The sequence below is a fragment of the Prescottella defluvii genome (genome assembly GCF_000738775.1).
In the GTDB taxonomy this organism is placed as follows: Bacteria; Actinomycetota; Actinomycetes; order Mycobacteriales; family Mycobacteriaceae; genus Prescottella; species Prescottella defluvii.
In genome coordinates, this window is the sequence record NZ_JPOC01000021.1 from 31,111 (window position 1) to 52,441 (window position 21,331).

At 66.9% G+C, this 21,331-nt stretch carries 20 protein-coding genes; 6 read left to right on the top strand and 14 right to left on the bottom strand.

Annotation, left to right across the window (positions count from 1 at the left end):
• Nucleotides 1-206: 206 nt before the first annotated feature.
• The 4 genes from IJ15_RS0107950 (at nucleotide 207) to IJ15_RS0107965 (ending at nucleotide 3,635) form a co-directional block, all read left to right on the top strand.
• Nucleotides 207-974 carry a TetR family transcriptional regulator gene (locus IJ15_RS0107950; RefSeq protein ID WP_031937805.1) on the top strand — a complete coding sequence of 256 codons (768 nt, stop codon included), beginning with the start codon at nucleotides 207-209 and terminating at the stop codon, nucleotides 972-974.
• A 178-nt stretch (nucleotides 975-1,152) separates the two neighbouring features.
• On the top strand, nucleotides 1,153-2,310 hold the full coding sequence (locus tag IJ15_RS0107955) for an acyl-CoA dehydrogenase (RefSeq protein WP_031937806.1): 1,158 nt from the start codon (nucleotides 1,153-1,155) through the stop codon (nucleotides 2,308-2,310).
• A gap of 168 nt (nucleotides 2,311-2,478) precedes the next feature.
• Complete coding sequence (locus IJ15_RS26415; protein ID WP_197059779.1) at nucleotides 2,479-2,637, top strand: hypothetical protein; 159 nt, start codon at nucleotides 2,479-2,481, stop codon at nucleotides 2,635-2,637.
• 149 nt (nucleotides 2,638-2,786) lie between these two features.
• Nucleotides 2,787-3,635 carry a 3-hydroxybutyryl-CoA dehydrogenase gene (locus IJ15_RS0107965; RefSeq protein WP_031937807.1) on the top strand — a complete coding sequence of 283 codons (849 nt, stop codon included), beginning with the start codon at nucleotides 2,787-2,789 and terminating at the stop codon, nucleotides 3,633-3,635.
• Between the two features lie 171 nt (nucleotides 3,636-3,806).
• Here IJ15_RS0107965 and IJ15_RS26940 read toward each other — a convergent pair whose 3' ends face one another.
• From IJ15_RS26940 to IJ15_RS0107995, 6 genes are all read right to left on the bottom strand, one after another.
• The gene (locus IJ15_RS26940; protein WP_031937808.1) at nucleotides 3,807-3,935 is read right to left on the bottom strand and encodes a hypothetical protein; all 129 of its coding nucleotides are present in this window, start codon (nucleotides 3,933-3,935) and stop codon (nucleotides 3,807-3,809) included.
• A gap of 220 nt (nucleotides 3,936-4,155) precedes the next feature.
• Entirely contained in the window at nucleotides 4,156-4,812 is a 657-nt protein-coding gene (locus tag IJ15_RS0107975; RefSeq protein WP_231569458.1) for a hypothetical protein, read from the bottom strand.
• Nucleotides 4,813-4,921: 109 nt separating this feature from the next.
• A complete protein-coding gene (locus IJ15_RS0107980; RefSeq protein ID WP_031937810.1) occupies nucleotides 4,922-5,140 on the bottom strand; it encodes a hypothetical protein in 219 nt (72 codons plus the stop codon).
• Between the two features lie 2 nt (nucleotides 5,141-5,142).
• Entirely contained in the window at nucleotides 5,143-6,297 is a 1,155-nt protein-coding gene (locus IJ15_RS0107985; protein WP_031937811.1) for a Rieske 2Fe-2S domain-containing protein, read from the bottom strand.
• 137 nt (nucleotides 6,298-6,434) lie between these two features.
• On the bottom strand, nucleotides 6,435-7,232 hold the full coding sequence (locus tag IJ15_RS0107990; RefSeq protein WP_031937812.1) for an RsiV family protein: 798 nt from the start codon (nucleotides 7,230-7,232) through the stop codon (nucleotides 6,435-6,437).
• A gap of 42 nt (nucleotides 7,233-7,274) precedes the next feature.
• Nucleotides 7,275-7,787, bottom strand: a complete 513-nt coding sequence (locus IJ15_RS0107995; RefSeq protein WP_031937813.1) for a hypothetical protein — start codon at nucleotides 7,785-7,787, stop codon at nucleotides 7,275-7,277.
• Nucleotides 7,788-7,956: 169 nt separating this feature from the next.
• Here IJ15_RS0107995 and IJ15_RS0108000 point away from each other — a divergent pair, with 169 nt between their 5' ends.
• Nucleotides 7,957-9,420, top strand: coding sequence for an MFS transporter (locus tag IJ15_RS0108000; RefSeq protein ID WP_031937814.1), 1,464 nt, complete (start codon nucleotides 7,957-7,959; stop codon nucleotides 9,418-9,420).
• A gap of 84 nt (nucleotides 9,421-9,504) precedes the next feature.
• On the opposite strand, the gene IJ15_RS0108005 is transcribed toward IJ15_RS0108000, so the two are convergent.
• The 6 genes from IJ15_RS0108005 to IJ15_RS0108030 form a co-directional block, all read right to left on the bottom strand.
• Entirely contained in the window at nucleotides 9,505-10,494 is a 990-nt protein-coding gene (locus tag IJ15_RS0108005; protein ID WP_031937815.1) for an ABC transporter ATP-binding protein, read from the bottom strand.
• The gene (locus IJ15_RS0108010) at nucleotides 10,494-11,561 is read right to left on the bottom strand and encodes an ABC transporter ATP-binding protein (RefSeq protein WP_031937816.1); all 1,068 of its coding nucleotides are present in this window, start codon (nucleotides 11,559-11,561) and stop codon (nucleotides 10,494-10,496) included. The genes IJ15_RS0108005 and IJ15_RS0108010 overlap by 1 nt, the downstream gene beginning before the upstream one ends.
• On the bottom strand, nucleotides 11,558-12,664 hold the full coding sequence (locus IJ15_RS0108015) for an ABC transporter permease (protein WP_031937817.1): 1,107 nt from the start codon (nucleotides 12,662-12,664) through the stop codon (nucleotides 11,558-11,560). Before IJ15_RS0108015 ends, IJ15_RS0108010 begins: the two co-directional genes overlap by 4 nt.
• Nucleotides 12,657-13,610 (bottom strand): ABC transporter permease, encoded by a 954-nt coding sequence (locus IJ15_RS0108020; RefSeq protein WP_031937818.1) that lies wholly within the window; start codon nucleotides 13,608-13,610, stop codon nucleotides 12,657-12,659. Before IJ15_RS0108020 ends, IJ15_RS0108015 begins: the two co-directional genes overlap by 8 nt.
• Before the next feature lie 197 nt (nucleotides 13,611-13,807).
• Entirely contained in the window at nucleotides 13,808-15,472 is a 1,665-nt protein-coding gene (locus IJ15_RS0108025) for an amidohydrolase (protein ID WP_031937819.1), read from the bottom strand.
• A 170-nt stretch (nucleotides 15,473-15,642) separates the two neighbouring features.
• A complete protein-coding gene (locus IJ15_RS0108030; protein ID WP_031937820.1) occupies nucleotides 15,643-16,353 on the bottom strand; it encodes a GntR family transcriptional regulator in 711 nt (236 codons plus the stop codon).
• A gap of 529 nt (nucleotides 16,354-16,882) precedes the next feature.
• Here IJ15_RS0108030 and IJ15_RS0108035 point away from each other — a divergent pair.
• Nucleotides 16,883-18,484 carry an ABC transporter substrate-binding protein gene (locus IJ15_RS0108035; RefSeq protein ID WP_031937821.1) on the top strand — a complete coding sequence of 534 codons (1,602 nt, stop codon included), beginning with the start codon at nucleotides 16,883-16,885 and terminating at the stop codon, nucleotides 18,482-18,484.
• Nucleotides 18,485-18,568: 84 nt separating this feature from the next.
• Here IJ15_RS0108035 and IJ15_RS0108040 read toward each other — a convergent pair whose 3' ends face one another.
• Both IJ15_RS0108040 and IJ15_RS0108045 read right to left on the bottom strand, forming a co-directional pair.
• Complete coding sequence (locus IJ15_RS0108040; protein WP_031937822.1) at nucleotides 18,569-20,296, bottom strand: N-acyl-D-amino-acid deacylase family protein; 1,728 nt, start codon at nucleotides 20,294-20,296, stop codon at nucleotides 18,569-18,571.
• Nucleotides 20,289-21,269 carry an alpha/beta hydrolase gene (locus IJ15_RS0108045; RefSeq protein WP_231569459.1) on the bottom strand — a complete coding sequence of 327 codons (981 nt, stop codon included), beginning with the start codon at nucleotides 21,267-21,269 and terminating at the stop codon, nucleotides 20,289-20,291. Before IJ15_RS0108045 ends, IJ15_RS0108040 begins: the two co-directional genes overlap by 8 nt.
• Nucleotides 21,270-21,331: the final 62 nt, after the last annotated feature.

Here is a 21,331-nt window from a genome sequence, read left to right on the forward strand (position 1 = left end):
GGTTGGTTCGCCGCGGCGGCTCGCGCCACCGTCGTCGAACAAACACTTCCTCGGGCGGAAGCCGTCCCACGACGGGCAGCGCCTACCTGCAGTATCCGCCCGCGTCGTGGCCGCGGTCCAGATCGGCAGGTCAGACACGTCGACGGACCGACGTCGGGAGCAGCGGACGCTCCGCCGGGGCGAATCGGGCATGGATACTGGCACGCATGAGTGAGCGCGTCGAGGGCAGCGGACCCGACAGCAACGACGATCCCGCGGACTTCCGCGTCCACGTCGCGACCCAGGCCATCCGACTGTTCGCCGAACACGGCTACGAGGCCACCACGGTCGATCAGATCGCCGCCGCGGCCGGCGTCTCGCGGCGCACGTTCTTCCGGCAGTTCCGGTCCAAGGAGGACGTGATCTTCGCCGATCACGAATCGCTGCTCGAACAGGCCGCGGACTACCTCGCGGGTACCGGGGAGGATCCGTGGGTGGCGGTGTGCGAGGCCGCCCGCCTGGTCTTCGACCGGTTCCGGGAGAACCGCGAGCTGTCCGTGCGCCGCTACCAGGTGGTCCAGCGGGTGCCCGCGCTGCGCGACCGCGAACTCGTCACGGGCCACCGCTACGAGCGCTTGTTCACCGACCACCTGCGCAGCTCGGTCCCGTCCGCGAGGCCGCTGGACGTCGTCGGGTTCGCGGCCGGCGTGACCGCGTGCCACAACTACCTGTTGCGCGCGATGATCCGCGGTGACGAGACGGCCACCGCCGAGGAGTTGCAGCGCACCCTGGTCGAGATTCGCCGCAAGTTCGGAGCCGTCACCCGCGAGACCGCCGCGCCTGCCGTGACCTCCCCGGACGCGACGGACGCCCGCCCGCCCGAGGCCGTGACCGTGGTGACCTACCCGCCCGGAACGCCCCCCGCCGAGGTGGCGCGGCGGGTGCGCCTGCAGCTCGAGGCGGCCGGGATCGGAACCCCGCCTACCACCCCTTGACTGGCACTTAGTGCCATGCTTGACTGGGGGCATTCGTGGGCTCACGTGCGCGATCGGCTGAAATCTGCCGACGGGCACGCCACAGTACGACGATGCGAACCTGGCACTGAGTGCCCCATTCACTCGGTGTCGGTCGACCGACACGACAGACCGTCCCGCACAACCGAGGAGCGTCCCCATGGCCGGCAATCCCGATTTCCCCCTCTTCCAGCTGAACGAGGAGCACGACGAGCTGCGGGCTGCGATCCGCGCACTCTCCGAGAAGGAGATCGCTCCGTACGCGAAGGACGTCGACGAGAAGGCCCGCTTCCCCCAGGAGGCACTCGACGCCCTCATCGCATCGGGATTCAATGCCATCCACGTCCCCGAGGCCTACGACGGCCAGGGCGCCGATTCCGTTGCCACGTGCATCGTGATCGAGGAGGTCGCCCGCGTCTGCGGTTCGTCGTCGCTGATCCCCGCAGTCAACAAGCTCGGCACGATGGGCCTGATCCTCAAGGGCTCCGACGAGCTCAAGGCCCAGGTCCTGCCGGACATCGCCGGCGGCAAGATGGCCTCGTACGCATTGTCCGAGCGTGAGGCCGGCTCCGACGCCGCTGCGATGCGCACCCGCGCGAAGGCGGACGGCGACAGCTGGATCCTCAACGGCTCCAAGTGCTGGATCACCAACGGTGGCCAGTCCACCTGGTACACCGTCATGGCCGTGACCGATCCCGACAAGGGCGCCAACGGCATCTCCGCGTTCATGGTCCACAAGGACGACGAGGGCTTCGTCGTGGGACCGCTCGAGCACAAGCTGGGCATCAAGGGCTCCCCCACCGCCGAGCTGTACTTCGAGAACTGCCGCATTCCGGGCGACCGGATCATCGGCGAGCCGGGCACCGGCTTCAAGACCGCGCTCGAGACCCTCGACCACACCCGCCCGACGATCGGTGCGCAGGCACTCGGTCTCGCGCAGGGCGCGTTCGACGCGGCACTGGCCTACACCAAGGACCGCAAGCAGTTCGGCACGTCCATCGCGTCGTTCCAGAACACCCAGTTCATGCTCGCCGACATGGCGATGAAGATCGAGTCCGCCCGCCTCATGGTCTACACCGCGGCGGCCCGCGCCGAGCGCGGCGAGAAGAACCTCGGCTTCATCTCCGCTGCCGCGAAGTGCCTGGCCTCGGACGTCGCGATGGAGGTCACCACCAACGCCGTCCAGCTGTTCGGTGGAGCCGGCTACACCACCGACTTCCCGGTCGAGCGCATGATGCGCGATGCCAAGATCACCCAGATCTACGAGGGCACCAACCAGATCCAGCGCGTCGTGATGTCACGCGCACTGCTCAAGTAGCGAACGGTTCCGCTGCGACGGTTCCCCTGTCCGCCGTTCCCGGCGTTCAATGAGGGGGCAGCACCTTCGGGTGCCGCAGTAGGTGACAGCACGGTTCGAACCGGGTACTGCGCCAAGCAGGCCGTTCGGGGGCCGGCACCGTGACCGACGCAGGGGAGTTGATTACACATGGGTTCGATCAGCATTCTCGGGGAACTGGTGGACGTCCTGGCCCGGCTCATGGACATCATGGGCGGTCAGGGACAAGGCGCTCCGGGGGCCGGGATGGGCGGCCTGGGCGGCAGTCTCGGAGGTGGTGGCGGTCTCGGCGGCAGCCTCGGCGGCTGACCGGTTCGACGCCATCTGCACCACCCGTCACCCCGGCGCCGGAACTTCCGACGCCGGGGTGACGGCTGCATCGCGCCGGATAGCAGAATGACCTTGAAAGCACACCGTCCCGACGGTCGGTGTGAAGAGACGACAGTGGAGATTCGACTGTGGAGCTAGTGGGTGTGATCGGCGGCGGCACGATGGGTGCCGGCATTGCCGAGGTGTGTGCCAAGGCCGGAAGCTCGGTCCTGATCCTCGAGACCAAGCAGGAGTACGCGGACGCGGCGCAGGCACGGATCGCGAACTCGATCAGCCGCGGCGTCGCCCGCGGCAAGATCACTCAGGAGGAGGCGGACGCTGCCATCGCCCGCGTCCGGGTGACCCTCGACATCGAGGAGTTCGCGGACCGCGACCTGGTGATCGAGGCCGCCCCGGAGATCGAGTCGCTCAAGGCCGAGATCTTCGGCAAGCTCGACAAGATCGTGAAGCCGTCCGGCATCCTCGCGACCAACACCTCCTCGATCCCGGTCATCAAGATCGCGAACGCCACGCAGCGTCCGTCGCAGGTCGTCGGCGTCCACTTCTTCAACCCGGTGCCGGTCATGCCGCTGGTGGAGATCGTCGTCAGCCTGGTCACGTCCGAAGAGACCGTTGCGGCGGTGACCGATTTCGCCCGCAACACCCTGGGCAAGAAGGCCGTTCGCGCCGGTGACCGTGCGGGCTTCATCGTCAACGCCCTGCTCATCCCGTACCTGTGCGACGCCGTCCGGATGCTCGAGTCCGGCTACGCGACCGCCGAGGACATCGACGACGCGATGAAGGGCGGCTGCGGATACCCGATGGGCCCGCTGACGCTGCTCGACACCGTCGGCCTCGACGTCGCGCTGGCCGCGGCCGAGTCGCTGTACGCCGAGTTCGGCCAGCCGAACTACGCGCCGCCCGCACTGCTGCGCCGCAAGGTCGACGCCGGACACCTCGGCAAGAAGGTCGGACAGGGCTTCTACAGCTACAAGTAGCCCCTGTTCGAATACGGCAAGCGCCCCATCACCTATCGAAAGGTGCTGGGGCGCTTGCCATTCACGCAGAAGATTCCGACGCCGAACCGTCGGGCACCGACGCGAACAACCTCCGGTCCACCCCCGGCGGCCCGGCCGGGATGCAGAACGGAGGTGTGGTTCGACAGTCGATCAGCTGAAGGCGTTCAGCGCGCCGACCAGGCCGAGGATCGCGGCCGCACCGGAGAGAACGCCGCCGATGCCGCTGATGACCGGCTGGATCTGCTTGATCAGTGCCAGATCTGCGTCAGAAGAACCCATGTCAAACTCCTCGCGAACGATTGGTGTGTACACGCTCTTGCGTGTCCGATGTGCTGCACAGCGCTCACGACAGTACGTAAGACATCCGTGCAGAGATTCTGCAAGACAGTCGATTTCGTTTCCGACCAGCTCGAATCTCCGTGAGTAATATTCCTGTGACCTGGCAACGGCCCTGGAACAGTCGGGTGACCGCCAGGCGAACATCAGCCGTCGAATCGGGTCAGCCGACCGCCAGAGAGCGGATGATCCGGACAATTCCGGAGAGAGGCGTCTGTCGGTCCGAGCCGTCGTAGTTGGGTACGCGTCCGTTCCCCAGGTTGAAGTAGGTCCCCACCTGGCCGAATGCCGGAAGAACCGGCGGGGTCGTGCACACATCCGCGACGAGGCACGGGTAGTCGGCGAGCAGTGCCGCGAGACGCTCACGATGGGGCGCGGATATCCGGTACCCGGGATCTATCAGCGAATCGGTCTCCACCTGGAAGTATTCGACGCCGGCGGCGACGAGGCGGTCCAGGTGCTTGCGGTTGTCGAGCAGGCCGACGTCTTCCTTCAGGACGAAGAGTCCGTTCGCGATCTTCGGAACCGGCAGCCGCGCCAGCAAGTCCAACTGTTCGGCCGCCGCCGACTCCTTGGGTCCGTCGACGACCGTGAATTCGAAATAGGTGGGCCGGAGCGCCTCGACGGCATCGACGACGTCCTGCGGCGAGAGGGCCGCCGAGGCATCGATGTACAGCGACGTTCGCGGGCCGACCACGTCCTGCAACATCGTGAACGTGCCCGCGTCGACGACTCGCCGGTCGGTTGTCGCGGCGTCGCCCAGGCAGATACCCACGATGTCGACGCCGCGCAGCTTGTCCGCCTCGCGACGCGAGGTCACCTGGTTCACCTTGATCACAGATACCTCCCGCGCGAAACCCGACCCCTGATAGTAGGCGAGGTTCCCCGCGCACGCGGGGGACCTCGTTCACGCACGGCACGAACGGAACTCAGTCGTCGAGGACGCCGATCCGGCCCTCGACGGCCGCCCGTGCGATCGATTCCTGCATCGCCGAGCAACTACGCGCGCGCGACACCGGGCCCGCCGCGTCGTCCAGTTCGACGCACGCGGCCCGGGCCTCGGCTGTCCACTGCACCGACGTGTGCTGCCAGCTGTTCTTGGCCGCCAGCACCCGGCAGCCGCAGCGATCGCACTCGACCGGTTCCACGACTACGCCTGTTCCACGGCGCGACGGGCCAGGTTGTCGGCCACTTCCTGCTTCCACGCCTCCACGGGCTTGGTGGTGTCGAGTTCGAACTCGAAGCGGTCCACCATGTCCGGGGTGACGTCGGCGACGTCGACGTAGAACTGCTCGTACCAGCGGCGCAGCTGGTAGACCGGGCCGTCCTCGTTGGTCAGCAGCGGGTTCTCGATGCGGGTCTTGTTCTTCCAGATCTCGATGTCCTGCTCGAACCCGACACCGATGTAGCCGATCATCGCGTCCACCAGCTGGTCCGCGATCTCGGCGGGAACCTGCTCGGTCTTCTTCACCGAGATGCCGTACATCAGCACGAACTTGTCCGGGGCGATCGGGTAGTGGCAGTTGATGAGAACTGACTCGACGTCGTGCTTGTCGTAGTGGTAGATCAGGTCGTCGATCATGAACGACGGACCGTGGTACGCGGCGACGGACGTGTTGCCGACCAGTTGCGGCACGTCGGGGTCGGTCCACTCGGTGACGTCGTCACGGCCGACGCCCTTCTGCTCCTGGATCGCGACGTGCCCCTCGAAGACGTTCTTGAAGTACGTGGGGAACGAGTAGTGCACGTAGAAGAAGTGCGCCATGTCCACGACGTTGTCGACGATCTCACGGCAGTTGGTGTCGATGACGAGCGACTTCCACTGCCAGTCCGTCCACTCCGCGTCGGTCGAGCGCATCGCCGGGATCGTGATGTCGGCCGGCGGCGGGTTGCCCTCCGGGTCGTTCCACACGAACAGCAGCTCGTCCTGCTCCATCGTCAGCCACGCCCGTGTCTTCGCGACCGGGGGAACACGACGGGCGTAGGGGATGTCGGTGCAGCGCCCCTTGCCGTTCCACCGCCAGTCGTGGAACGGACACGCGACCGAGTCGCCCTTGATCTCACCCTGGCTCAGATCGCCACCCATGTGCCGGCAGTACGCGTCGAGGACCTTCAGATCGCCCTGGCTGTCGGCGAACACCACCAGCTTGGTGCCGAACGCCTCGACCGAGTGCGGCTTGCCGTCGCGGAAACCGTCGACGAGACCGAGGCAGTGCCAGCCGCGGGCGAACCGCGCCGGCGGCGTGCCCTGGTCGATGATGCGGATCTCGTCGGTGTCGACGCCCTCGGCATGCACGGAGGTCATGGTCAGTCCTTTCGTCCCACGGTGCACGCAGGCGGGCTGTGCCGGTGCTCCGTTCGAACCTCCAATCTCCCGACGCCTCGACCCCGATTCCAGAGCTCCTCCCGTTGACTGGTCATTCGTTCGGTGGCGCCGTCGGCTCAGCTCGAGACCACGTCGACGAGGTCCGGAGCGACGACGTCGGACAGCCGTTCCCACGGGACCGTCACGTCGATCAGCCCGATCGCGTGCGGCCCCACCTGGTAGTCGGAGAAGTGGATCTCCATCCCGTCCGGGGTGGCCACCCAGTTCGCGAAGTTCTCCCGCTTCGGCTCGATGCCCTCGCGCAGGAAGTCGGGTCCGGCGGCGGTCGCGGGCAGGAGACGCGCGGATTCCTCGGACAGCCGGTCCAGCCCGGCCTGGAGATCGGGGAACAATCGGTCGAGCGTGATCGGCTGCGCGTCGTCGGCATCGATCACGACCGTCGCGACGATCGGTGTCGGGTGCGCGCCGGGCGGATCCGCGTTCCACGACGTCACCAGGAGCCCGCTGACGACTCGGGAACCGATGTGCACGACGGCCGACCGGTCCGTGGATTCGAGGGTGAACCGGTCCCCCAGCCAGCCGTCGATCTGGTCCTGCAGCGCCGCCCGCATCGACTCGTTGAACTCGGCCGCGACGGCGGGATCCCCGCCGTCGATCTGCGGAACGACGACGTCGTACCGGACCCGACCGTTGTCGCCCGCGACCCGCACTGTCGTTGCGGTGTAGCCGCTTTCGGCTGCCGTCGTCGAGGAAGAGGAGGAGGGCGGTGCCGCTGTCGTGGACGGAGCGGCGGACACCGCTACGCCCTGGGGTTCGGCCGCACCGTCGGTGCTGCCCGAGCACGCCACCGTGGTGAGGAGCATTCCGGCCGTGGATGCCACGGCCGCCGCGCGAAGGATCCGGTTGTTCGCCATCGCCCCATCATCACCCGGGTGATGGATCTCGGCACGGCACGCTCACGCACACGCCGGAGACGACAACCCCGCAATACCGACGATGTCGCACGCATTGTCCTTCGACAGCTTCCACCCACCGTCCTCGGCGACGAAGGTCATGATGCTCTCGGGTGCCGGCTGACCGTCGAGTGTCATGACGACGGTCGCCACGACCGTGCCGTCGCCGAGGTCGGTCACGTCGCTGACCTCGACGGACGCCTTGTTGACCTTCGCTGCTTCGACCACTCGATCGATCAGCTGCGGATCCGCCTGCGCGCCCTGGACCAGCGCCACCTTCTCCGCCGCGGGGACCGTCTCGTCGAACGCGCGCGCCAGGTTCGCGTTCAGTTCCGCGACGGTCCCCGCGGCGACGAGCGGCGTTGCGATGAGCGGCGCGACGGGCGTCGTCGTCGTGGGTGTCGGATCGCCGGGATCGGCGGGCCCGGAGCAGGCCGCAGTCGCGAGTGCCACACCGCACAGGGCCACCGCTGCGATCGCCTTCGGATTCCGCTTCGACCCACGCATCGAGAACATGTCGCTCCATTCGTCCGGTTCCGCCCGAATGCGCAACGGTAGAGACGCGTCCGTGCGGCGGGGACCGATTCGACGGTGCGGCGTCGAACTCTTACCGTCTCCTCACGATCGGTGGGCTGGCGCCCCGAACCCCTTCCGGTCGGGCGGAGTCGCGAGCACCATCGAAGGCATGACGGCTCCGGCGCTCCACCTGACATCGTCGCGGGGACGGTGGGTCGTGGCGGCGACCGTGCTCGGATCGTCGCTCGCGATGCTCGACGGCACCGTCGTCAACGTCGCCCTGCCCCGCATCGCCGAGGATCTCGGCGCGGAGGTCACCGGACTGCAGTGGGTACTGAGCGGATACACCCTCACGCTCGCGTCGCTGATCCTGGTCGGGGGTGCCCTCGGTGACCGGCTCGGGCGCCGCCGGGTCTTCGTCTGGGGGACCGTCTGGTTCGCGATCGCGTCCGGATTGTGCGCACTCGCACCGAACGTCACGATCCTGGTGGTGGCCCGGTTGCTCCAGGGCGTCGGCGCGGCCCTGCTGACCCCGGGCAGTCTCGCCATCATCTCGGCGTCGTTCGACGACGAGGATCAGGGCGCGGCGATCGGGCTGTGGTCCGGGCTCGGCGGGGTCGCTGCGGCAATCGGGCCGCTGCTCGGCGGCTGGCTCGTCGAGATCGCCGGATGGCGCTCGGTGTTCCTGATCAATCTTCCCCTCGCCGTCGCGGTGGTGTGGGTGTCGGTGCGGCACGTGCCCGAGACGCGGGACCCGCATCCACCCGCACGGCTGGACCTGCCCGGAACGATGCTCGCGGCGCTCGGTCTCGGCGCCGGCACCTACGGCCTCATCGAGCAGTCGGCGTGGGCCGCGGCGGCCGGAGTCGGCCTGCTGGTGGGGTTCGTCGTCGTCGAGCGACGCTCACGGTACGCACTGGTACCGGGATCCCTGTTCGCGTCCCGGGTGTTCGTCGCCGCCAACCTGGTGACGCTCGCGGTGTACGCGGCGCTCGGTGGCGTGTTCTTCCTGCTACTGCTGCAACTGCAGATCGTGTCCGGCTACTCGCCGTTGGCCGCGGGAATCGCATCCCTGCCCATCACGATCCTGATGCTGCTGCTGTCGTCGCGGGCCGGCCGGTGGGCGCAAGTGCACGGACCGCGGATCCCGATGACCGTCGGGCCGCTGCTCGGCGCCTCCGGGTTGCTGCTGATGTTGCGGATCGGGCCGGGAGCGTCGTACCTGACGCAGGTCCTGCCCGCCGTCGTGGTGTTCGGACTCGGGCTCTCGGCGCTCGTCGCGCCACTCACCGCTGCGGTCCTCGGATCGGTCTCGTCGAACCAGGCGGGCATCGCATCCGGCGTCAACAACGCCGTGGCCCGCACCAGCCAGCTGCTCGCCGTCGCCGCCCTTCCCGCACTCGCGGGCATCGGCGCCGACGCGCTCGCCGACCCCACGACCTTCGCCGCCGGGTTCCGGATCGCGATGCTGATCTGTGCCGGACTGCTCCTGCTCGGGGCCGTCATCTCCGCGGTGATGATTCCCCGGCACGGCCCGGTCGAGGCGCCGACGACGGAAACGGCGAGCGAGAACGTCGCGTGCCAACCGCACTGCGACGTCACCTCACCCGCCGTTGCACCTCCCCCGCACTGACCCGAAACCCCCGCGTTTTGCGCACTTATCGCGCTCCGGGATCCGGATTCTCAGCGACAAGTGCGCAAAACGCGGGGGTGGGGGTCAGACGTTGTGGCAGGCGACGTAGTGGCCGTCGGCGACTTCCCGGAGTTGGGGTTCCTCGGCGGCGCAGTTGTCGGTGGCCAGGGGGCAACGGGTCCGGAACCGGCAGCCGGACGGCGGATTGAGAGGCGAGGGTAGGTCGCCTTCGATCTGCGGTGTCGTGTCGGCTTCGCCGCGGTGGATGTCCGGGTCCGGGATGGAAGCGAGCAGAAGTCGCGAGTAGGGATGTCGCGCTTCGGATTCCAGATTGCTACTCGGGGCGATCTCGCACACCTTGCCGAGGTACATGACCATGACGCGATCGCTGATGTTCTTGACCACAGCCATGTTGTGGGCAATGAAGATCATCGACAGGTCGAACTCGGCCTTCGTTTCCTCGAGGAGGTTGAGGATCTGTGCCTGGACCGACACGTCGAGGCTCGAGACCGGCTCGTCGCAGATGAGGACCTTCGGGTTGACCATCATCGCTCGGGCGATGCACACCCGCTGGCACTGGCCGCCGGACAGCTCACCGGGCAGCCGGTCCCACACCATGTCCGGGTCCAGTCCCACCGAACGCAGTAGGTCCCGGGCCAGTTCGTCGAGGCGTTCCTTGTTGTGCTGACCCCACATGCGGGCGCCCTCGGTGACCAGGTGCTTGACCTTGCGGCGCGGGTTCAGCGACGAGATGGGGTCCTGCATGATCATCTGCATCTTCGCGCGGATCGAGCGCAGTGCGGACGCACTCAGGGTGGTCAGCTCGATGCCGTCGATCTCCACGCTGCCCGACTTCGGTGCCGGCAACTGCAGGACCGCGCGACCGGCGGTGGACTTACCGCAGCCGGATTCACCGACGATGCCGAGGGTTTCGCCGGCCATCAGGTCGAAACTGATCCCGGACACCGCGTACACCGTCTGGTTCCGGCCGGCGGGGAACTCCACGACCAGGTCCTCGACGGTGAGCACGGGCTTGTCGTCCCTGCGCAGGTGCGCAACTCCACTACCGGCCATCAGATGGTCTCCACTTCCAGCTCACGATCGTGCGCGCCCAAGACGCTGGGCACGCCGAGGTCCGCGACGCCGTCCAGCGGGAAGTGGCAGGCCACTTCGTGCGGATGGCGTACGCCGACGGTGTCCGAGGACGCCGTGAGAGTCGGCACGACCTCGCGGCACTTGCTCTGCGCGTACTTGCAGCGGGACGCGAACGAGCACCCGGTGGGCGGCTTGGTCATGTCCGGCAGACCGCCCTCGATGGACTCGAGTCGGGTGTGCGGTTCCTGCTCCAGCCGGGGAACCGCAGCCAGCAGCGCCTCCGTGTACGGGTGGCGGGGGCTGGCGAACAGCTGCCGGGTCGGCGCAGTCTCCACGATCCGGCCCGCGTACATGACCGCAACCCGATCGGTCTGTCCGGCAACGACTCCGAGGTCGTGGCTGACGAGAATGCCGGCCATTCCCATCTCGGTGCGCAGCGAGTCGAGAAGCTCGAGGATCTGCTTCTGGACCGTCACGTCGAGGGCGGTGGTCGGCTCGTCCGCGATCGTCAGCTTCGGATCACACGCCAGTGCCATCGCGATGACCACACGCTGACGCATGCCGCCGGACAGCTCGTGCGGGTACTGATCGATCCGCCGCGACGGCTCCGGGATCCGGACCTTGCGCAGCAGTTCGATCGCACGCTCCCGCGCCTGGGCCTTGTCCAGACCGAGATGCGCCCGCAGCGACTCGGTGATGTGGGCGCCGATCTTCTTGAACGGGTTCAGCGCCGACATCGGGTCCTGGAACACCATGGCGATGTCCTTGCCCCACATCTGCTGCTGCTCCTTGCGGGTCAGCGCCTGCATGTCCCGGCCCATGAAGTTCACCGTGCCGGTGACGGTCGCGGCACCACCGCTGGAGACCAGACCCATGATGGTCTGTCCCAGAACGGATTTACCGGATCCGGATTCACCGACCAGGCCGATGGTCTCGCCGGCGTCGAGTTCGAGCGAGACCTGCTCGACCGCGCGGAGCTGACCGCGCTTGGTGCGGAACCTGGTGGACACATTGTCCACGGTCAGAATCGGTTCGTTGCTGCTCACAGTTTCACCTCCCGGGCGCCGCCGGTCTTCTTCTGCGCCTTCTCGCCGACCATGTTGAACGCGAACACCGTCAGGAACAGGAACAGACCGGGCACCAGCACGATGTACGGATGCTGTTCGAAAACGTTGCCCTGACCCTCGGAGATCATGTTGCCCCACGTCGGTGAGGGGGGCTGGATCCCGAGTCCGAGGAAGCTCAGCGACGCCTCCGCCACGATCATCACCGAGATCATGACCATGCCGAGCGACAGCAGCGGCAGCGCGACGTTCGGCGCGATCTCCCGGAGCATGACACGCCACCTCGTGGCACCCATCGCCCGCGCCGCCAACACGAATTCACGTTGCGAGAACACCAGGGTGTTGGCTCGCGCTATTCGGATCATGCTGGGTATCGCGAGCACCGCGAGCGCGAACGAGACGTTCCGCAGATTCGGCTGCAGCACCGACGCGAGCGCGATCAGCAGGATCAGTGCCGGGACAGCGAGCAGCGAGTTCGTCAGGATGCCGACGATCCGGTCGACCCAGCCGCCGAAGTAGCCGGCCAGGATGCCGATCGCACCGCCGACCAGGACGCCGATCACGACCGCCGCGATCGCGACGATCAGCGACGAGCGAGCACCGTAGATCGACCGGGCCAGCATGTCGAGACCGAAGTTGTTGGTACCCAACGGGTGGGCCGAGAACAGGCTCGGCGACGCGTAGCTCTTCGCGGCCAGTGTCTTGGTGGTGTCCTCGTGCTCGGAGAGCGGCAGCAGCGGCGCCGCGATGGCAGCGACGATCAGCACCGTCAACCACGCACACGACAGGATGAACGTCAGGTCGAAGTCGGAACCGAACCGGGCCAACCCCAACCGCCGCACGCCCATGTACAGCACGACGAGTCCGATCACGAAGATCGCCACCCGCGCACCCATCATCAGAATCGGCGCCACACCCAGACCCGCGCAGATCACGCCCACGACGGTCAGGATCGTCCCGATCCGGTACAGGTTGCGGCGCTCGGCCAGATCCGACGCGTTCGCCAGCTCCTCCGTACCCGCATCGTCGAGCACCCGGCCGGTGATGGCCGGCATGTCGACCTCGTCAGTCTTGATCTCAGACATGGGCTCGTCGGCTCCTTGGGTCGAGGTATCCGTAGGAGATGTCGATGACGGCGTTGGCCACCACGTAGATCACCGCGATCACCAGGACCGCGCCCTGCACCATCGGCATGTCACCCTGCTGGGCGGCCCGCACGATCAGCGAACCCATACCCGGCAACGAGAACAGCGTCTCCACGATCACCGTGCTACCGATCATCGAACCGAGCACGATACCGAGCATCGTGATGAGCGAGAAGGACGACGGCCGCAGCGCGTCACTGAACAGCAGGCGCGCATTCGACATGCCCTTCGCCTTCGCGACCAGGATGAAGTTCTCCTTGAGCGTCGTCACCAGGTCGCTTCGCAGGATCCGGATGAAGATCGCCATCTCGAGCAGGCTGATCGTGATTGCCGGCAGGAGCGCGTGATAAAGGTTCTGCCCCAAGCCTTCCGATACTCGCACCCACTGCGAACGCGGGAACCAGCCCAGGTAGTTGACCATCACCATGATCAGCAACAGACCCGACAGGAACGACGGCACCGACAGCACACCGAACGTGCACGCACTGATCGCCCGATCGATCCATCCACCCTGATGGCGCGCCGAGTACATCGCCAGCGGAATCGCCACCACGAGCGCGATGACCAGGCCCATGACCGCCAGCTGCACGCTCACCGGCAACGCGGACGCGATGCTCTCGGTGACCGAACTCTGCGGCGGCACCATCGAATTGCCGAGATCGCCCTGCAACGCACCGGACAGCCAGTCCCAGTACCGCGTGAAGAAGGGATCGTTGAGCCCCATGTCCTGCCGCGCCTGCGCGTACTCCTCGGGTGTGCGTCCCTCGCCCAGCGCCGCAACGGAGGGGTCACCCGGAATGAGTGAGACAAGCGCGAAAGTTCCGAGACTGACGATGAAGAGCACGACGATCAACTCGACGATCTTATTGATCACTGTTCTCGCCATCTTCGCACCGCCTCCTTCCTGAAATCCATGAGGGTCCTTGCTGTCGGTGTTGCAGATCTCCGACTAGGAGGCCGAATCTGCACTGAGCCAAGCGTTTCCGAAAGGTATGATGCCGTCGACACTGGGCATGATCCGCTGGGCATTCCTACTCAGCGGGACGAATGTCCGGTCGCCGGCGAGGGAAGTGGTCGCCACGCCTACCTGCTTCCGGAAACTTCGTCGCGCGACACGGAGAAGTCCGGATCGGAGGAGTACACGATCCGGTCCGCGACGACCGTCGCCAGGACCGAGATGTCCTTGATCCGCGCCGGATCGCAGGTGACCGGATCCTCGTCGAGGACGACGAAGTCGGCGAACAGTCCGGGCGCGATCGCACCCTTCACGCCGGACTCTCCGCCGAGACGGGCAGCCGACGAGGTGTATCCCGCGAGAGCCGTTGCCGCGTCGATGCATTCCTCGGGGCCGAGGACGTCACCCCCGCGGGTGATCCGGTTGACGGCGGTGTGGATCGTGAACAACGGATTGACCGGGGTGACGGGGCTGTCGCAGTGCAGCGCGAACGGCACATCGGCCGCGCTGATCGAGGCGAGCGGACTGATCCTGCTGCCTCGATCCGGGCCGAGGAAACGGTCACGATGCCGATCGCCCCAGTAGTAGACGTGATTGACGAACACCGATGCCGAGACGCCGATCTCGCGCATCCGCAGAATCTGGTCCCCGCGGAGAGTCTGGACGTGCTCGAGCCGATGCTGCAGACCGTCCGGCAGCGACGCCCCACCCGAGGCCGCCACCGCCTTCTCGATCGCGTCGAGGGCGAGATCGATGGCGCGGTCACCGTTGGTGTGGATCGCGACCTGACGCCCCGCCGCATGGCAGCGGGCCACCATGTCGTCCAGATCGGACGGCGGAATCGCCATCTCACCGCAATGGCATTCGCCGAGATCGTGATAGGGCTCCGACAGGGCGCCCGTGTGCAACTGGATCGAGCCGTCCGAGATCAGCTTGATGCCGCCGACGACAAGGCGATCGTCGGCACCGGTCGCGTCCGCATCGGACTCGACGGTGAAGCCGTCGAGCGTGCCGAATCCTGCGTAGAGCCGACTGCGGAGGGTGAGCTCACCCGACGCGAGCAGCCGACGATACGAATCGACGATCACCGGCGTGACGAACATGTCGTGGAAGCTGGTGACGCCGACGGCCGCCATCCGATCCAGTGCGAAGCGCAGGCCGGCGTCGAGTTCCCCACCCGTCGGCATGGTCTCGTCGGGGTCGACGACCAGTCGCATCGCGGGGATCTCGCAGAACTCCCCGGTCGGATTCCCGGCCGCATCGCGCACGATCACGCCGCCCTCGGGATCGGACGTCGCACGTCCGATCCCCTTGGTCCGCAGCACGAAGGAATTGACGTAGACGCCATGACCGGAAAGGTGGCGCACCACGATGGGGTGACTGTCACTCGCGCGGTCGAGGTCCGCGACGGTCAGTCCGCGGTCCTCGGCGACCAGACTGTCGTCGAAGCCGGACGCCACGACCGGCCGGCCTGGGGCCGTCTCCGCGGCGCGTGCCGACAGTGCGACCAGGAGCGCCTCGATGTCCGGGCAGGCATCCGGTCCGGCATCGACGGTGGCACTGTTCATTCCCGACATGTGCGGGTGCACATGAGTTTCGATGAACCCTGGCACCACGGTGCGGCCACGCAGGTCCACCCGCTCGGTATCCGTGCCGGCCAGCGCGAGGATCTCGGTGTCCGAGCCGACCGCCACGAACCGCCCACCGGCGACCGCGAAGGCCGTGGCGGAGCCCGAGCCGGTCATCGACCGCACGACACCAGCGGTGTAGATGCGGTCGACGTCCGCACACACCCCGGTAGTCGATCTACGGTCTGACAACGGAACCTCCTGGTGAGATGTACATCACATGACTTTCGAAGAGGCTAGCTCACAATAGAATTCATGTCAGCATCCGGGGTCCACATACTCACCGGTAGCTTTCCGTCGAGCCTGGACACAGCGCCGACCGGGCGCCGAACCTGTCAATCGGTTGACAGATGCGAGCCGATACTGGTCGCGATGCGGTACCGATCCGCTGGATGCGTGTGCCGCCCGACGGCCTCGAGCGCGCCGCTCGAGTCGATATGCCGATGGGTCACCACCAACGCCGCACTACCGCTCTCGGCGCCGAGCGCCCGGGCGAGCGACGGAGCCAGCACCGATCCGCTCACCTGTTGCTCGATGCGTTGCCGCACGAGATTGCCGATGTCGAACCGGCCGGTGAGAACCATCCGGCGGTGCGGAAGATCCGCCCGGAGATAAACTTCGCTCCAACAGATCGGTGGCAGTTCAGTCCCACGGACAACGCGTGGACCGGCCACGCGGTACCACTCCGATCCGAGCGGAACGCCCAACTGGTCTTCCAAGTCTTCGTCTGCCACAACATCATTGGCGATCGGATTCTGAATCCGGGTGCGTTGGACGAAGGCCAGCAGACCCACCGCACTGGTGACGAACGCTTGATGTCCCGCAACGGAGGCCGGCGCTTCGACGGTCGTGCCGGCACCTCGACGACGGCTGATCATTCCCGCATCCTCGAGATGCTTGAGCGCCTGCCGCACTGTCCCGCGCGCAAGCGAACTGCTCTCGCACAACTCGAGTTCCGTCGGCAGCTTGTCACCGATCCCGAACTCTCCGGACTGGATCCGGGAGATCAACTCCTGCGCGAGCAGCACGTGCTGCGGGTCCCTCACGGAACGGAGGCTCTCCGACCGCCGCGGACAGCAGGTAACGCACTGACTACCTGGTACATCGGAAGAAACCTCCCGTCCGGCTCTGCTCGTCATCGGCCACGCCGGATCCGCGCCGAGATCGGCCGGATACGCCCGTGAGGAGTACGAGAACTTTGTCTATACAAATCTGCGTCCGGCCAATCTAGGACACGCATCTGAATTCCACAAGGTTTCCGGTGGAATTCGTTTCGGTCGGTCGTCGCGCGCCCGGGGCCCCTGGGCTCGAGCCTGGACACAGGTGCCGCTCACGCCCGTCGAATACCGCTGTAACGCTGCGGAATCACGAGTTCTGGAGATTCCTTGTGGGCATCCGCCGCGGAGGCTAGAGTCCGATTCTGCAACGACCCAGACTGCATCGAATTCTGGTGTAGTCGACACTCGGCGGCCGGGCACAGCCCTGTCGGAGCTCCGAGATTCAACACGATCATGCGGACGCGTCCTTTGACTCACGACGGGCAGGCGTCGACCCCGAAAGCGTGGAGGTTGGTTCATGAGCAAGTATTCGAGAAGGTTGGGACGCACGCTGGCGGTGGCCGTAGTCAGCGCAGTTGCCCTGGCCGGGTGCGCGAGCACCGGTGAGTCCGGCGACAGTGGATCGTCGGGTACGACGACCACCGCGTTCGGCATCCTGGGCGATCAGGGAGACGGCGGCACTCCGGTGTCGGGCGGCACCCTGAGCTACGCCGTCTACGCGCCGGTGTCGAGCCTCGACCCGACGAAGACGCAGCCCGCCGGCGCGACGGGCGGTTCCGAGATGGCCGCGGTGTACGACGTGCTGATGCGCTACGACACCGGGACCCAGACCTTCGAACCGCAGCTCGCGAAGTCGTTCGAGGAGAGCTCCGACCACCTGACGTGGACGCTGAAGCTGCGCGACAACGTGACGTTCAGCGACGGAACCCCGCTGGATGCGAACGCGGTCGTCGCGAGCATCAACCGCTACAACCAGAGCCGCGGCGCCAACTCGCAGGTGTACACCCAGATGGTCGCCAACACCGAGGCCAAGGACTCGTCGACCGTCGTCTTCACGCTGAAGCAGCAGTGGCGGACGTTCCCGGCGATGCTCGCCTACGGACACGGCATGATCGTCGCGCCGTCCTCGCAGCAGGGTGACAAGTTCACCCCGATCGGCGCCGGTCCGTTCACCGTCGAGAACCTCCAGCCGCAGGAACTCCAGCTGAAGGCCCGTCCGGACTACTGGGGTGGCGCACCGAACCTCGACGGCCTGAAGTTCGTCGCGATCAATGCCGAACAGCCCAAGATCGAGGCGCTGAAGACCGACGGCGTCGACATGATCTACCTCCGCAACGCGGAGACCGTCAACGCGGCCAAGGACCAGTTCCCGGGCTACATCGAAACGGTGAGCATGTCGATGGTCGGCCAGCTCAACAACGCGGAAGGCCGCCCCGCGGCCGATCCCCGGGTTCGCCAGGCGATCGCGTTCGCCGTCGATCCCGAGGTCCTGAACCAGCGGGCACGCAACGGCCAGGGCATGCCCGGCACGGACATGTTCCAGCCGTGGTCGATGTGGCACGGCGAGACGGACGGCATCACGCCGGACGCCGCCAAGGCCAAGGAACTGCTGGAGCAGGCGAAGGCCGACGGCTTCGACGGCAAGATCACCTACGTCGGTGTCAACGAGCCCAACGCCCAGCAGATCGCGCTGGCCATTCAGGCACAGATGAATGCCGTCGGCTTCGACGTCGCACTCGAGACCACCAGCAACATCACCGACATGGTCAAGCGGCTCTACGTCGACCGCAACTACGACATGAGCTTCGGCGCGTACAGCATCTCCGATGTCGCACCCGAGATCCGACTGTTCAGCTCGCTGTCGAGCACGTCGACGAACAACATCCTGGGCTACAAGAATCCGAAGATGGACGAGTTGCTCGGCAAGGTGCTGTCCGCGCCCGACGACGCAGCCAAGCTGACCGCGATCAACGACATCCAGAACCTCGTGAACACCGACCAGCCGTTCCTCACCTGGGGTGCCGGAACCAACTTCGTCGGATGGTCCGACAACGTGTACCGCGCGAACCCGACCGTCGACGGCATCATCCTGTTCGACAAGGCATTCAAGAAGAACTGATCGGTTCCACGACCTGGCACCGGACATGAACGAAGGCCCCACCGCTCGAGATCACGGGCGGTGGGGCCTTCGTCGTCGGACTGGTCAGTCGGTCGCCGCGGGAGCCGGCCGCGCCCCGCGCACCAGGCGCCCCGGCAGCAGGCCGGTGTGCCTGCCGTTCTCGACGACCACCTCGCCGGCGACGATCGTCGCAACGTAGCCGCTCGCGGTCTGCATCAGGCGGCGTCCCCCGGTCGGCAGGTCGTAGAGCACCTCGGGATGATCGGCCTGCAGCCTGTCGAAGTCGATGACATTGAGGTCGGCACGGTAGCCCGGACGCACCTGTCCGCGGTCGAGCAGACCCACTACGGCCGCGGTGTCGACCGTGTGCCGCCTGACCAACCACTCGACGGGAAAGAGACCGCCCTGCTTGCGGTCTCGGCCCCAGTGCGTGAGCAACGTCGTGGGGAAGCTGGCGTCGCAGATCGCGCCGCAGTGCGCGCCGCCGTCGCCGAGTGCGGGAACGGTGTCCGGGCGTGCGATCATCTCCCGCACGGCTTCGAGGTCGCCCGCGGCATAGTTGAGCATCGGAAAGTACAGGAGTCCGCGCCCGCCCTGCGCCATCATCGCCTCGTACGCCACCTCGGCGGGCGAGACGCCGTTCCGCACCGCGAGCGCCGCCACCGAGTCACCCGGTCCCGGTTCGTAGTTCGGCGGGTCGCCGAGCAGGTACACCTGCTCGAACCGGGTGGAGAGTCGTTCGACGAACTCGCTGTCGGTCGCCGGGTGTTCGGCGAGGAGAGCTGCCCGGATCTCCGGTCGACGCAACTGTTCCACCCGCTCCGCGCGCGGCAGGTCCGCGAGCGGCGCGTAACTGGGATGCGCCATGAACGGATGCCAGCTCAGTTCCCAGCCCAGCATCACCCCCACCGCCCGGGGAGCCACCTGCCCGGTGATCGGAACGTTCTTCTCCGCAGAGACTTTCGCCAGGCCGTCGAGCAACGAACGCCACTTGTCCGGAGCCCGGTCGCTCTGCACGATCGACACCGACATCGGCCGCTGCGCCGCCTCGACGAGCGCGCCGACCAGTTCCATCTCCTCGGGTTCGTCCATGAAATCCGAGATGAAGTCGATGACACCACCGCCCGCCTTCGCGAGGCCGAGTGCAAGACCCGTCAGTTCCTCCCGCGAGGCGGTCAGGCTGGGGGTCGGCTCGCCGTCGGACGTCTTGTGGACAGCCGACCGGGACGTCGACCAGCCCAGCGCACCGGCCTCGACCGCCTCGGCCACGAGGTCGCGCATCCGTTCCATCTCGGCGTCGGTGGGACGGATCCGGTGGTCGCCACCGCGGTGGCCCATCACGTACGTGCGCAGCGCGCCGTGCGGCAACTGGGCTGCGAAGTCGATCGCGTGCGGTGTGTCGATCGCGTCGAGGTAGTCGGGAAAGGTCTCCCAGTTCCACGCCATGCCCTCCGCGAGAACGCTTCCCGGGATGTCCTCGACACCCTCCATCAGGCTGATCAGCCACTCCCGCTGGTCCGGCTCGACGGGCGCGAATCCGACGCCGCAGTTCCCCATCACGACGGTGGTCACACCGTGCAGCGACGACGGCGTGAGCAGCGGATCCCACGTGACCTGACCGTCGTAGTGGGTGTGGATGTCGACGAATCCGGGCGTCACGAGCAGGCCCGACGCATCGATCTCGCGGCGGCCCGGTGCGGCCACCTCCCCCACCGCCGTGATGCGCCCGTCGTCGACTGCGACGTCGGCGACGACGGGGGTCGTGCCCGTTCCGTCGACGACTCGGCCACCGCGGATCACCAGGTCATGCATGCTTGCCTCCCGAGATCGAATCCTGCTGTGCGGACGGGTTTTCGACGAGCCGCGCCACCGCGGCAGCGATCGCCTGGGCGGCCTCGCTCGCGATCGGCGAGACGGCCGTGAACTGGAGGAAGCCGTGCGGCAACGTGGGGTATCGCAGCAGTTCGACCGCCACCCCGCCGACGGACAACCGCTCCGCGTACTCGACACCCTCGTCGAGCAGCGGGTCGTGGCCGCCCACGATCACCACCGCAGGTGCGGTCGTGGACAGGTCCTGCGCACGGATCGGCGCGACGAGGGGCGAGATCCGGTCGGCACGGTCCGGGCAGTAGTGGTCGAGGAACCACTGCATCTCCCGGGCTCCCAGGAAGATTCCCGAGTGCTCCCGATACGACGCACGGGTGAGGTCGACGTCGACCACCGGATAGATCAGCACCTGACCGGCCACGTCCAGATCGTCGTCGGCAGCGGCGAGATTGGCGCACACCGCGGCGAGGTTGCCGCCGGCGCTGTCCCCGGTCACGACGATGCGCCGCGGTAGCCCCTCCCCGCCGCGCGCGACCCAGCGCAGGGCGGCGACCGCGTCGTCGACCGCCGCCGGAAACGGAGCCTCCGGCGCGAGCCGGTAGTCCACGCTCACGACCGGCACGCCGGCCACCTGCGCCATCAGACGGCAGATCGCATCGGAGTAGTCTAGATCGCCCGTGACCCAACCGCCGCCGTGGAAGTGGACCACCGTCGTCTCGGCCCGCACCGTCTCCGGGCGGTAGAGGCGGGCGGTCACCTGATCGTTGACCGCATGGGTCGTCACCGACGCGACCTGCGGTCCGGGGGCACACGACTGCAGCGCGCCCCGGATCCGTTCCCGCGCACCCTCGGGCCCCAGCTCCACCATCGGTGGAAGTCCGGCGCCCGCGACGGCGTCCGTGACGGCCTGGAAGACCGGATCCAGTTCACTTCGGTTGTCCCGCACAACTCTTGTCATGAACTAGAATCTAACTCTAGTCTCGACCCATGACAACGGTCACTTCGGATCGAAGAGGGCAT